General features: G+C 38.7%; 12 protein-coding genes, 1 tRNA gene and 1 pseudogene. 11 read left to right on the top strand and 3 right to left on the bottom strand.

What is annotated here, in order from left to right; all coding sequences use genetic code 11:
- Positions 1-65: 65 nt before the first annotated feature.
- The 9 genes from mnmE to G636_RS0106515 all read left to right on the top strand — a co-directional run bounded on the left by mnmE (position 66) and on the right by G636_RS0106515 (position 9,812).
- A complete protein-coding gene (gene mnmE, locus G636_RS0106555) occupies positions 66-1,493 on the top strand; it encodes a tRNA uridine-5-carboxymethylaminomethyl(34) synthesis GTPase MnmE (RefSeq protein ID WP_035779064.1) in 1,428 nt (475 codons plus the stop codon).
- Positions 1,494-1,820: 327 nt separating this feature from the next.
- Positions 1,821-3,755 (top strand): tRNA uridine-5-carboxymethylaminomethyl(34) synthesis enzyme MnmG, encoded by a 1,935-nt coding sequence (mnmG, locus tag G636_RS0106550; protein ID WP_026507393.1) that lies wholly within the window; start codon positions 1,821-1,823, stop codon positions 3,753-3,755.
- A 103-nt stretch (positions 3,756-3,858) separates the two neighbouring features.
- Complete coding sequence (rsmG, locus tag G636_RS0106545; protein ID WP_035779062.1) at positions 3,859-4,593, top strand: 16S rRNA (guanine(527)-N(7))-methyltransferase RsmG; 735 nt, start codon at positions 3,859-3,861, stop codon at positions 4,591-4,593.
- Between the two features lie 252 nt (positions 4,594-4,845).
- Positions 4,846-5,616 carry a ParA family protein gene (locus G636_RS0106540; RefSeq protein WP_026507391.1) on the top strand — a complete coding sequence of 257 codons (771 nt, stop codon included), beginning with the start codon at positions 4,846-4,848 and terminating at the stop codon, positions 5,614-5,616.
- Between the two features lie 29 nt (positions 5,617-5,645).
- On the top strand, positions 5,646-6,551 hold the full coding sequence (locus tag G636_RS0106535; RefSeq protein ID WP_026507390.1) for a ParB/RepB/Spo0J family partition protein: 906 nt from the start codon (positions 5,646-5,648) through the stop codon (positions 6,549-6,551).
- Positions 6,552-6,719: 168 nt separating this feature from the next.
- Positions 6,720-7,238, top strand: a complete 519-nt coding sequence (locus G636_RS0106530) for a DUF4446 family protein (RefSeq protein WP_026507389.1) — start codon at positions 6,720-6,722, stop codon at positions 7,236-7,238.
- Between the two features lie 44 nt (positions 7,239-7,282).
- Positions 7,283-8,569, top strand: coding sequence for a serine--tRNA ligase (gene serS / locus G636_RS0106525; protein ID WP_026507388.1), 1,287 nt, complete (start codon positions 7,283-7,285; stop codon positions 8,567-8,569).
- 18 nt (positions 8,570-8,587) lie between these two features.
- Positions 8,588-9,466: a DUF3881 family protein gene (locus G636_RS0106520; RefSeq protein WP_026507387.1), complete on the top strand. Its 879-nt coding sequence runs from the start codon at positions 8,588-8,590 to the stop codon at positions 9,464-9,466.
- Positions 9,467-9,738: 272 nt separating this feature from the next.
- Positions 9,739-9,812, top strand: a tRNA-Arg gene (locus G636_RS0106515).
- A 132-nt stretch (positions 9,813-9,944) separates the two neighbouring features.
- Here G636_RS0106515 and G636_RS0106510 read toward each other — a convergent pair.
- Genes G636_RS0106510 through G636_RS0106500 form a run of 3 tightly spaced genes read right to left on the bottom strand, consistent with a single transcriptional unit; the run spans position 9,945 to position 11,618 of the window.
- A complete protein-coding gene (locus tag G636_RS0106510; RefSeq protein ID WP_155832334.1) occupies positions 9,945-10,454 on the bottom strand; it encodes a hypothetical protein in 510 nt (169 codons plus the stop codon).
- Between the two features lies 1 nt (position 10,455).
- Positions 10,456-10,914 (bottom strand): hypothetical protein, encoded by a 459-nt coding sequence (locus tag G636_RS0106505; protein ID WP_026507385.1) that lies wholly within the window; start codon positions 10,912-10,914, stop codon positions 10,456-10,458.
- A 2-nt stretch (positions 10,915-10,916) separates the two neighbouring features.
- Positions 10,917-11,618: a DUF4417 domain-containing protein gene (locus G636_RS0106500; RefSeq protein ID WP_026507384.1), complete on the bottom strand. Its 702-nt coding sequence runs from the start codon at positions 11,616-11,618 to the stop codon at positions 10,917-10,919.
- Positions 11,619-11,786: 168 nt separating this feature from the next.
- Between G636_RS0106500 and G636_RS20245 the strand changes: the two genes are divergently transcribed.
- A complete protein-coding gene (locus tag G636_RS20245) occupies positions 11,787-11,951 on the top strand; it encodes a hypothetical protein (protein WP_155832333.1) in 165 nt (54 codons plus the stop codon).
- A 101-nt stretch (positions 11,952-12,052) separates the two neighbouring features.
- Positions 12,053-12,271 (top strand): annotated as a pseudogene (locus G636_RS0106490) (IS21 family transposase); the annotation flags it as partial.

Raw genomic sequence — 12,271 nt, 5'->3', positions numbered from 1 at the left:
ACTATAAGGCGGGGATCCTAAATGCTCATGCATTAGGGTCCCCTTTATTCTCATTTGAGGTATTTATGAAGATCAATACAAATGAAGACACTATAGCTGCCATATCTACTGCAATGACTGATGCCGGAATAGGTATCATCAGGATCAGCGGCAGCCGCGCTATAGAAGTTGCAGATAAATATTATGTAAATAAGGATAAGACTCATTCTCTTAAAGGACATAAGAGCTCTACTATAAGATTTGGATATTTTCTGGATGATAAAGGCGAGATCATTGATGAAGTCATGGTTTCACTTATGAAGAAACCAAATTCCTATACAAGAGAAGATGTAGTAGAGATCAATTGCCATGGCGGCAGTATGGTCATGAAAGAGATTTTGGAGCTTATTACTGAGGATGAAGATATATGTCGCCTTGCTGAGCCCGGTGAATTTACTAAGCGTGCTTTCTTAAACGGCAGGATCGATCTCACAGGCGCAGAGGCTGTGATGGATATCATTGAAGCCAGGTCGGAATTTGCTCTTAATAATTCTGAGAAGCAGCTAAGAGGTGCCATCAAAGACAAGATTGATGTCATGAGAAAAGAGATCTTATATGAAATGGCATATATAGAATCCGCACTTGATGATCCTGAAAATTATGATCTTACAGGCTATCCCGAGAGATTAAGTAAGATCCTGGAGAAGCTGATCAAAGGCTGTGCAAAGCTCATTGATTCATCTGAAGAGGGAAGACTTAGGAGTAAAGGTATATCTACTGTAATAGTTGGTAAACCCAATAGCGGCAAGTCGTCCCTTCTAAATATACTGACCGGTGAAGATACTGCCATAGTTACAGATATTGCAGGTACTACGCGAGATGTAATCGAAACGGATGTTAAGCTGGGAGATTTACTCCTTAGAGTATATGATACAGCAGGTATCAGACAGGCCAGTGATAAAATAGAAGCTATTGGTGTGGAAAGAGCCAAGAAATATGCTGCCGAAGCAGATCTTGTACTATATGTAATAGACTCAACCACTCCACTTACATTAGAAGATAATGAAATATTTGATATTATAAAGGATAAGAAAATAATAATCCTTCTAAATAAGGCTGATGCCGCTGATAGTGACAAGGTATCTAAATCAGATTTAGAATCTTTTATTAGTAAAAATGAAGCTGATTTAAATGATATTGCTGTTATTCGTACATCTATGACTATGCAGACAGGAATAGAAGAGATCAAAGATTCTATTAGCAAGCTCTTCTTTGAAGGAAGACTTACACCTGATTCTGAAGTTTATGTGACCAATATCAGGCAAAAAAAGCTACTGATCAAAACTCTAAATGCTCTTAGAAATACTATGAATAGTGTTGATATGGGTATGAGCGAAGATTTCTATGCAGTTGATCTAAAGGATGCATATGAATCACTGGGTATGATCCTGGGACTGGATGTAAGTGAAGATCTGGTAAATGAGATATTCTCAAGATTCTGCATGGGTAAGTGATCATATTCTATATTTATGAAAACCAATATATTTTATAAATCATCTATTATAATAGAAATTATATATAAAATAATCAAGATAACCCACCACCTTTAGGTGGTGGGAATATCTTGATTACGGGTGCGGGATTATTAGCCCCGTACCCGTAGAACTGCGTCAGCAGTGATTTTATAACGAGCAAAAAGCGAAGCGTTTGCGAGTTTAACTAAAGATAATCAACTATCTAAGACAGCTTGATTATTTTACTAATGATCAGATAAATAGAAAATCACTATATTAGTAGTATATAGAAAAACTAATTTAAATATTTTTATAACAGGTATATATATGGAAAATTATATTATTGATTCAGTTGATATATGTGTGATAGGTGCAGGCCATGCAGGCTGCGAGGCAGCGCTTGCCTCTGCCAGACTGGGTATGAAGACTGTTGTATTCACAGTCAGTGCAGATAATATTGCCTTTATGCCCTGTAATCCTCATATAGGAGGATCTTCTAAGGGGCATCTTGTTAGAGAGATTGATGCCCTTGGCGGAGAGATGGGCAAGAATATAGACAAGACATTTCTCCAGTCCAAGATGCTCAATACTTCTAAGGGACCTGCTGTACATTCCCTTCGTGCTCAGGCTGATAAGCTTCAGTACTCTCTTTCTATGAAGAAAATATTGGAGGCTGAAAAGAATATCACTATCAAGCAGACAGAAGTAGTAGAGCTAATATGTGATGATATAAATGATGATGGGGTGGATGAATTCTCAAATGATCTTCATAAGCTGGGCTATCTAAAGAAAGTAAAAGCTGTGAGGATCGCTACAGGTGGTATATATAATTGCCGCGCGGTTATTATCTGTACAGGAACTTATCTAAAGGCCAGATGCCTGTGCGGAGAGTCTATCACATATACAGGTCCTAATGGTATGCAGGCATCAAATAATTTTTCTGCATCTCTTGAAAGTAACGGTATCAGACTTAGAAGATTTAAAACAGGAACTCCTGCCAGGTTGGACGGTAATAGCATAGATTACTCTAAGATGAGTATTCAAAATGGTGACAGCCCTGTGGTTCCCTTTTCTTTTTCTACAGACCCTGCAACTGTTCAGAGAGAGCAGCTTCCCTGCTATCTTACTTATACTAATGAAAAGACCCATGAGATCATCAGAAAGAGTATAGATAGGTCTCCTATCTATTCCGGTGTCATAGAAGGTGTTGGTCCCAGATATTGTCCTTCTATTGAAGATAAGGTCATCAAGTTTCCTGATCATAACAGGCATCAGGTATTCATAGAACCTGAAGGAACTTATACCAATGAGATGTATGTAGATGGAATGAGTTCATCCATGCCTGAAGATGTGCAGCTGGAAATGTACAGATCTGTCAAAGGTCTTGAGAACTGCAGAATTGTAAAAAATGCTTATGCTATTGAATATGATTGTCTTTGCTCAGGACAGCTTAGTCCTATTTTGGAAGTACATTCTATAAGAGGCTGTTTTTGTGCAGGTCAGTTTAATGGCAGCAGCGGTTATGAAGAAGCTGCGGCTCAGGGTCTGTATGCTGCGATCAATGCTGTGAGACAGCTTCAGGGCAAAGACTATATCACTATAGACAGAAGTGAAGGCTATATAGGAGTGCTCATTGATGATCTTGTTACCAAGGATAACCAGGAGCCTTATAGGATGATGACCTCAAGAGCTGAATACAGGCTTCTTCTTCGTCAGGATAATGCAGATCTGAGGCTTAGAGAAAAAGGTTATGAAGCTGGCCTGATCTCAGAAGAGGAGATTACTGCTCTCAGAGCAAAGAGAGAAATGATCAAAAATGAGATTGCCAGGCTAAAGAAAGTAAAGGTTGGAGCGTCAGCTCATATCCAGGAATTTATGGAAAAAAATGGATCCAGCAGTTTAAAGACTGCCTGCTCTCTTGCAGAGCTTGTCTGCAGACCGGAGCTTTCATATGATGTTCTACGTGAAATCGATCCTGACAGACCTGATATACCCACTGATGTTGGCAAGCAGGTAGAGATTGAAATCCGTTATGAAGGATATATCAGCAGGCAGGAAGCTCAGGTAGAAGCCTTTAAGAAAATGGAAATCAAAAAGATTCCATCTGATATAGATTATGATCAGATTGGAAGCCTAAGAATAGAAGCAAGGCAGAAGCTCAAACAGTTCAGACCTGAAAGCATTGGCCAGGCTTCAAGAATAGGCGGAGTTAATCCTGCAGATATATCAGTACTTCTTGTATATCTTGGAAGTAAGGGGTGAAATAATTTTTTTATCACTAAAGAATTTTACTTTCTCTTCTTATAAAATATGAGAATAGATTTCCGAAATTATTATTTAATCATTTTGTTATGGAGAATAAATTATGAATGACTATTCCCGTATGATAGAAGATATGTCATCTATTGGTGTCAATTTATCTTCACATCAGATTGAGCAGTTTGATAAATACTTTAATCTATTAGTGGAATGGAATAAGGTAATGAATCTTACAGGAATCACAGAGTTTGATGAAGTCTGTAAGCTTCATTTCGTTGATAGCCTTATGGCTGCACATTATTATGATTTTAATAAGGAAGCTTCTCTTATCGATGTGGGTACCGGTGCAGGATTTCCCGGTATCCCTCTCAGGATTGTATTTCCTGATCTTCAGGTTACCCTACTTGATTCTCTTAATAAGAGGGTCAAATTCCTGGATACTGTAATTGACGAACTTGGTCTTAATAATGAAGGTTCCAGAATCATTACTGTTCATGGCAGGGCGGAAGATTATGCGAATTCCAAGTCTGGGTCCTTAAGAGAACAGTTTGACATCGGTGTTGCCAGAGCTGTTGCCAATATGTCTACTTTATCTGAATATATACTTCCTTATGTAAGAGTTGGCGGTGACTTTATTGCATATAAGAGTAATAAGGCTGCTGAGGAAATGAAGGATGCTGGTAATGCTATAAAGAAACTGGGCGGCAAGCTTGTAATGCAAAAAGATACCATTCTGCCTTCCAGTGATATAGGCAGAAGTATTATTTTTATCAAAAAAGAGAAGAGTTGTCCTAAAATCTATCCTCGAAAAGCTGGACTGCCTTCTAAACAACCACTATAATAGATTTATGTGTTGAATCGAATTTGAATCTAAAACAGGCATATTGTTTCGTTCTGTTTTGTTATTTACAGATACGAACAGGAGAAAATGCCAGGCCGTAAGAGCTGTTCTGAATTTCCAAAAATGTTTCACGTGAAACATTTTTACATATTATAAAAACTCTACTAAGGATTGTTTCACGTGAAACATTTCATACAATATTTAGTAGAGGGCTGTGAAACATAGGAAAACAGAGGCTTCATTGGAGGAGAGATGGGAAGAATCATAGCAGTAGCAAATCAAAAAGGTGGAGTAGGTAAGACAACCACTTCTATTAATCTGTCGGCAGCTCTTGCCGCAGAAGGTAAGAAAGTACTGGTAGTAGATACAGATCCTCAGGGTAATACCACCAGCGGATTTGGACTTGATAAGAATGATCTTAAGAATACTATCTACACTCTGATGATAGGTGAGTGCAGTGCAGACGAAGCTATCAATAAATCATTTCTTGAAGATTTACCCGGTATAGATATTATTCCTGCAAATATCAATCTGTCAGCTGCAGAGATAGAGCTGATAGATACTGAAGGCAAGGAATATATATTAAAGCATGAGATAGACAAGGTAAAGGACAGATATGATTATATAGTGATCGATTGTCCTCCGTCACTTAGTATGCTCACGGTAAATGCTATGACAACAGCTGACAGCGTACTGGTCCCTATCCAATGTGAGTATTATGCTTTGGAAGGATTGAGCCAGCTGGTACATACAGTCAATCTTGTCAAAGACAGACTTAATCCTACACTTAAGATGGAGGGTGTAGTATTTACCATGTATGATGCCAGGACTAACCTTTCTCTTCAGGTAGTAGAGAATGTCAAGGATCACCTGGAGGAAAAAGTCTTTATGACGATCATACCAAGAAATATCAGATTGGCAGAAGCTCCCAGTTATGGACTTCCTATTAACCTTTATGAGCCAAAGTCATCAGGAGCATATGCATATAAATCATTAGCAGAGGAAGTAATAGCAAATAGCTAATCTGTTTATGCCACATAAGGAGGAATGAGATGGCAGCAAAAAGAGGATTGGGAAGGGGACTTGATAGTCTGATACCTGCAGGAAATAATAATGGGGAGAGTAAGGATCAGATTGTAGTAGAAAACAAGCAGTCAAATGCAGATGGCAAAGTAATGGTCAAGCTGTCAAAGGTTGAGCCTAATAGAGATCAGCCCAGAAAAGCATTTAATGAAGATGCCCTGGAAGAACTGGCAGAGTCAGTTAAACAGTTTGGAGTGCTGGAGCCTCTCCTGGTAAGAGAAAAGAACGGACTCTATGAGATAATCGCCGGTGAGAGAAGATGGAGAGCTGCAAGAAAAGCAGGTATCAAAGAAGTACCTGTTGTAATCCGTAATGATCTCTCTGAACAGGAAATAGTAGAGATCCAGCTCATAGAAAATATCCAGAGAGAAGACTTAAATCCTATTGAAGAAGCCCAGGCTTATCAGAGACTGATCATTGAATTTAATCTTAAGCAGGATGAAGTGGCGGAGAAAGTGTCCAAATCAAGAGTATCCATCACCAATTCCATGAGACTATTAAAGCTGACTGAAAAAGTACAGCAGATGGTCATCGATGGTTGTCTTTCCAGCGGACATGCAAGGGCTCTTATTCCGGTAGAGGATTCACAGCTTCAGATCAGACTGGCAGAACAGATTTTTGATGAAAAGCTAAGTGTGCGTCAGGCTGAGAAATTGGTCAAGACAGCATCCAAGGAAAAGGCTCCTGCAAAAGTAAAAGAGATCGATAAGAATCTGGAAACAATTTACAAGAATCTGGAGCAGAGAGTCAAAGATAAGACAGGTACAAAGGTATCCATTATCAGTAAAGGAAATAAGGGCGCCGGCAAGATAGAAATAGAATTCTATAGCAATGCTGACCTGGAAAAGATAACCCAGCTATTAATAAACGGATAATGTGTAAAGCATGAATCAAGCTGCAGGTTTATTTCCTGGTAAGATCCATTGATATAAACTTACTTTTAATAAAGCAAGTATTACAAGATGATTTTTTCAAAAAACGAATTAGTCGATGGTTTTGTGAGAATTAAAGATGATCTGTGATGGCGGGAGGATATTATATAGATGAATAGTAACATATTGTCATATTTAGGTATGCAGGGAATTGACCCGGGGATATATATAATAGGAGAGGTCGTACTCCTTTTACTGGTGATCATACTGCTTATGATAATAGCAAAGCAGTCTTCAGATATAAGGACCATGAAGACCAGACTTAAATCCTTTATGAGAGGTCATGAGGCTGAGAGCCTGGAAGATCAGATTGTGGAGCTCTTTGAGGATAATCAATATATGAAGACACTATCTGAAAAGAATAAAAAAGATATTGTAGATATAAACAAAAGGATGAAGAAGTGTTTTCAGAAGGCCGGCGTTGTAAAGTACGATGCGCTGAATCAGATGGGTGGAAAGCTCTCCTGCGCAATAGCACTTCTTGACGAGGATGATAATGGTTATATAATAAATTCAGTTCACGGTAATGAGGGCTGCTATTCTTATACCAAGATCATCAAGAACGGAATGTCAGATGTAGAGCTGGGTAATGAAGAGAGAAAAGCTCTTGAAGAAGCACAACTTGTATAAAATATTTTAACTATATAGGGCGGATGCCCGGAAAGGTCGAAGTCATGATCGATATTAAATTCCTTAGAGAGAACCCGGAACTGGTTAAAGAAAATATTAAAAAGAAGTTCCAGGATCACAAGCTGGAAATGGTAGATGAAGTAATAGAGCTGGATAAGAAGAGCAGAGCTATTAAACAGGAATCTGATGATCTGAGAGCCAACAGAAATAAAATATCCAAGCAGATCGGTGCTCTTATGAAGGAAGGCAAGAAGGAAGAGGCAGAGAAGGTCAAGGAAGAAGTGACAAAGAATGCTGAAAGATTGGCCTCTCTTGAAGAAGAGCAGAAAATAGTTGATGAGAAGATACAAAATATCATGTATCAGATTCCCAACATCATTGATCCTTCTGTACCTATCGGTAAGGATGATTCCTGCAATGTAGAGATAGAGAAGTTTGGCGAGCCTGTGGTTCCGGATTTTGAGATTCCTTACCATACAGATATCATGGAGAGATTTAATGGTATAGATCTGGATGCGGCAAGGCGCGTAGCAGGTAATGGTTTCTATTACCTCATGGGCGATATTGCAAGACTTCATTCAGCAGTTCTTGCTTATGCAAGAGACTTTATGATCGATCGCGGATTTACATATGTGGTACCTCCTTTCATGATCCATGGCAATGTAGTATCAGGTGTTATGAGCTTCCCTGAAATGGATGCCATGATGTACAAGATTGAAGGAGAAGACCTATACCTCATCGGTACTTCAGAGCATTCCATGATCGGTAAGTTCATTGATCAGCTTCTTCCTGAAGAAGATATGCCTTACACACTTACATCCTACTCACCCTGCTTTAGAAAAGAGAAGGGTGCTCACGGTATTGAAGAAAGAGGCGTATATAGGATCCATCAGTTTGAAAAGCAGGAGATGATCGTAGTCTGCAAGCCTGAAGAAGCATGGGATTGGTATAATAAGCTCTGGAAGAATACAGTAGATCTCTTCCGCAGCCTTGATGTTCCTGTAAGAACTCTTGAGTGCTGCAGTGGAGACCTGGCAGATCTTAAGGTTAAGAGCTGCGATGTAGAAGCATGGTCACCCAGACAGAAGAAATATTTTGAAGTAGGAAGCTGTTCTAACCTTGGTGATGCTCAGGCAAGGAGATTGAAGATCCGTATCAAGGGCGAAGAGGGCAACTATTTTGCAACCACTCTTAATAATACAGTAGTAGCACCTCCGAGAATGCTCATTGCATTTTTGGAGAACAATCTGCAGGCAGACGGATCAGTTAAGATCCCTGCTCCCCTGCAGCCGTACATGGGCGGAATGACAGTTCTGACTCCCAAGCACTGATAGAATAACAAGGACAAGATGCATAAGTATTTAAAGGCTATAGGTTTATCTGGACTAGAGGGCCGGGGAGCTTTGGAAAAGCTCCTCGGCTACTGTGTCAAATTTGCAGATAAAAAAGAATATATAAAAGCAGAAGACGGCGAAATGAGAGCCCAGTTTAGCAAGGAACTGGCTCCCGGTATGGGCGTAAGCGTCTGCGGCAGGATGAAAGAGGGTAATAGCTTTGTATACGAATACTATTATCCATATATAAAAGGTTTAGGTGTTTCATCTACAGAAGAGATCAAGGCAGAACGTCATAGCGCAACAGACTCATATGCAGGAATCTGCGATGATTCCAGGCTGGCTATAAGTATGATATTCTACCTCTTAAATCCCATAGAGTATCGAAAGCTGTCTGCAGAAGGAAAGAAAGCAGTAAAATCCGTGATCCTCTCTGCCCTTGCCAATAAAGGGACCATAATCCTGCCCCTGGCAAAGACACCTGTTCAGACAAGGCAGCTAAAAAAGAAGCACGAGAGAAGGACCAGACTCATATCATCTGCCAAAAACGGAGATGAGAGGGCTATTGAAACCCTGAGCATGGAAGATATGGAAACCTACAACACTGTATCTTCAAGAGTCAGGGAGGTGGACCTCTATACTCTGGTTGATAATTATTTCATGCCCACCGGGGTAGAATGTGATCAGTATTCCATAATGGGCGAGATCACGGATTACAGCCTGCTGGTCAATAGCTATACCAAAGAGCCTGTATATCTCTTGTCCCTGATCTGCAATTCCATTGAATTTGAATTGGCGATCGCAAAGAAAAATCTCTATGGTGAACCTGATATAGGAAGAAGATTCAAGGGAGATATCTGGCTGCAGGGATATGTATCAAAAGCAGAGCAATAACAAATTGGCCTATTTGCATAGATTCTTGGATATTTTATCCAAGAATCTATATACGGTTAGCTTGCGCAATATATAAAATAATCAAGATAACCCACCACCTTTAGGTGGTGGGAATATCTTGATTACGGGTGCGGGGTTATAAGCCCCGTACCCGTAGAACTGCGTCAGCAGTGATTTTATAACGAGCAAAAAGCGAAGCGTTTGCGAGTTTAACGGCGATTTATGCTTGAAATTCGCTTATAACTGTGATAAATTATATAGGTGCTGAATAAGTTTCCGTAGCTCAGCTGGATAGAGCGTCCGCCTCCTAAGCGGAAGGTCGTGTGTTCGAATCACATCGGGAACGTTCGAAGAAGCCTTGAGTTAAGGCTTCTTTTTTATGTCTTTGGGACGCGAATTAATGATTCTTCTCTATCCCAACCATTCTAATAAATCTGTTTTACTGTATAACTCTAAGCCCCAATATATAAATTTCCTCTTAATTCTCACAGTGATAGATCATAGTCTTATTATTTTCAATTTTTACATAAACTGTTCTTTCATCAGCTGTTATAAATACTTTTGGATCTTTTCTTTGAGTCATATATTCTTGCAAAGTCATTTTTTCGTTTTTGGAAAGTATCTGATCCATCTCCACATCTGTTAAAACCAGTAATTCTGTTAAAGAAGAATAATCTGTATCTATAGAATGGTTTTCTTCACTGACACAATATACCCTTGTAATTTTACCGCATGACTTAGCCTGAACTTCATATACTCGTCTGCAGTTAGTGCAAAACCAATATTCAACAGGCTCTTCTCTGTCTAGAAAGTTGTTATTACAGCTATTTTTTTCATCCCACCCGGTATAAAAATCCCATAACCTTATTTGTGGATTTGAATTAATAGCATCCAGAGCTTCTTTCATATAATAAATATTCAACCTGTTCTTTGATGGGGATATAGTATTTGTCATTTCGGCACCACATTTACATCCTAATCTTGCCATATCAGCCTCCATTTATTGTTCTTCTTGTTTTATCATCGAACCATACCTCTACAGATCCAGTGACATTTCCCTTTCGTAAAGCCTCATTATAACCAGCTGTAATGAAGTCTATAGTGGACTTGGAATTACTTTGTTTACCTGGAAGATATATGGCGACTGTACCACCTTGGCCAACCTGCTGAAATCCTTCTTTTATGTTCTTAGCTAATTGGCTCGGATTATTGCTCGTAGTCTGCTTCACTTCAATATTTTTAACAAAATACTCATCATTGCTAGTTTTTATTGAAAGATCGTATGTCTTAGCATTGATTTCGTCGTGACGTTGCCTGAAAACAGCTTCGTAACCCATATCTATATATCTTTCAGCAACGAAAATGGTACCTGAATCAGTAACTTTTCTTCCACCGGAATCTTTATAGTTCGTCTGGATTTTGGTATATCCCCCTCTTCCTCTTCCCATAGTTAGGCACCTCCCCATGTTTCTTCAGAATAAGAAGGAAAAACTATTATTGGGATAGGAAATTTATCAAACCACTCTTGAGGAAAGTGACCATATACAATTAATCCTCTTGGGTGCTTTTGGCGTACCAGTTCATGCAATCCATTCAAAAAATAGTATTTTAAAATATATTCATCCTGACAGCCCTGAGATGTTACAGCAATCCAACTATCGTCAGGCATACCATCAAGTGTCCATGGCTGTGAGTATATATCTGCAAAGCCAGCGTTAGGTACAACTGTAGGATGAATCTGTTGCATCCAATAAGTCATAACATAGTTTCTCCAGCAATTATAATCTTGCTGAGGATAATACATATTAAGAAGAATACTATAATCCAGGCCACAGACCAGGGGGAATCGTTGTACCAAGTTGACATATTTGTGGCGATTATTCCATATTCTTTCTATTACAGAATCTTTTGTATAAAAGCATAACCCACATTCCTCTGGATGCTTCTCATATGGAGCATTATTTAAAGTAACTAATCTTTTTACATTTGGTATCTCAGTGATTGCCTTAAGCTTAGGATGATGGTGTTCTCCGACAATCTCTGCATTTTCAATAATATCCCATTTAAAAAATCGTTGAACTTCTTGCTCCTTTTTACATAGTTCAATCTGGTTATTGATGCTTTCATTATTGATATTATTTTCTTCTAGCATTATTTTACTCCTTTCCACCGTTTGCTCAAATTTGTAATGCCAGGAATAGCATTATAAATTTTTTGCACGGATTTCATTTGCATTTCTTTAATAACATGGTAGTATCATTATATGTGCCTATTCAAGTCACCAAACACCTACATTTATATCTTTTGAACAGGAGGTAAAATGGAGCCAATTAGTCACCTTATCGATTTCGGTGAAAAAGTAAGAAATATACGCAAGAATCTGGATATGAGTCAAATAGAGTTTTACAAATATTTATTTCCAGAAAGTGATTCTTCCGAAGAAGCTATAAAGAAGAAAATGCACAATATGCAAAATATAAAATAAGGATGTAGGAATTATAGCAAATAAAAATGCTGTAAAACCTACATCCTTATTTAGTATTTTAGCAACCATTGATACACTTTCATGAGGGAGGAGGTGTACCAGTGGAAAAAAATCTTAAAGGAGAACTGGCAGTAATGGATAGTCTTGATATCAAGCCAAACTATGCTGCCCTTGGTAGGAAATATGGCATGGATTGGAGGACTGTCAAAAAATATCATAACGGATACAAGGGCAAGCCCAAAACAAGAAATAAAGGCAGTAAACTTGATCAGTATAAAGACGAGATTTCGGATAAGCTGACCATCAGAAGATTAACTGTT

It is taken from the genome of Butyrivibrio sp. MC2013, assembly GCF_000424585.1.
Classification (GTDB): Bacteria; Bacillota; Clostridia; order Lachnospirales; family Lachnospiraceae; genus Butyrivibrio.
Note: the sequence above shows the minus strand (reverse complement) of the source record. Positions and strands in the feature narration are given on the sequence as shown.

Bases quoted from the DNA above. Each gene is read 5' to 3' on its own strand.
- mnmE (WP_035779064.1), top strand. From the start codon at position 66: ATGAAGATCAATACAAATGAAGACACTATAGCTGCCATATCTACTGCA.
- mnmG (WP_026507393.1), top strand. From the start codon at position 1,821: ATGGAAAATTATATTATTGATTCAGTTGATATATGTGTGATAGGTGCA.
- rsmG (WP_035779062.1), top strand. From the start codon at position 3,859: ATGAATGACTATTCCCGTATGATAGAAGATATGTCATCTATTGGTGTC.
- G636_RS0106540 (WP_026507391.1), top strand. From the start codon at position 4,846: ATGGGAAGAATCATAGCAGTAGCAAATCAAAAAGGTGGAGTAGGTAAG.
- G636_RS0106535 (WP_026507390.1), top strand. From the start codon at position 5,646: ATGGCAGCAAAAAGAGGATTGGGAAGGGGACTTGATAGTCTGATACCT.
- G636_RS0106530 (WP_026507389.1), top strand. From the start codon at position 6,720: ATGAATAGTAACATATTGTCATATTTAGGTATGCAGGGAATTGACCCG.
- serS (WP_026507388.1), top strand. From the start codon at position 7,283: ATGATCGATATTAAATTCCTTAGAGAGAACCCGGAACTGGTTAAAGAA.
- G636_RS0106520 (WP_026507387.1), top strand. From the start codon at position 8,588: ATGCATAAGTATTTAAAGGCTATAGGTTTATCTGGACTAGAGGGCCGG.
- G636_RS0106510 (WP_155832334.1), bottom strand. From the start codon at position 10,454: ATGGCAAGATTAGGATGTAAATGTGGTGCCGAAATGACAAATACTATA.
- G636_RS0106505 (WP_026507385.1), bottom strand. From the start codon at position 10,914: ATGGGAAGAGGAAGAGGGGGATATACCAAAATCCAGACGAACTATAAA.
- G636_RS0106500 (WP_026507384.1), bottom strand. From the start codon at position 11,618: ATGCTAGAAGAAAATAATATCAATAATGAAAGCATCAATAACCAGATT.
- G636_RS20245 (WP_155832333.1), top strand. From the start codon at position 11,787: ATGGAGCCAATTAGTCACCTTATCGATTTCGGTGAAAAAGTAAGAAAT.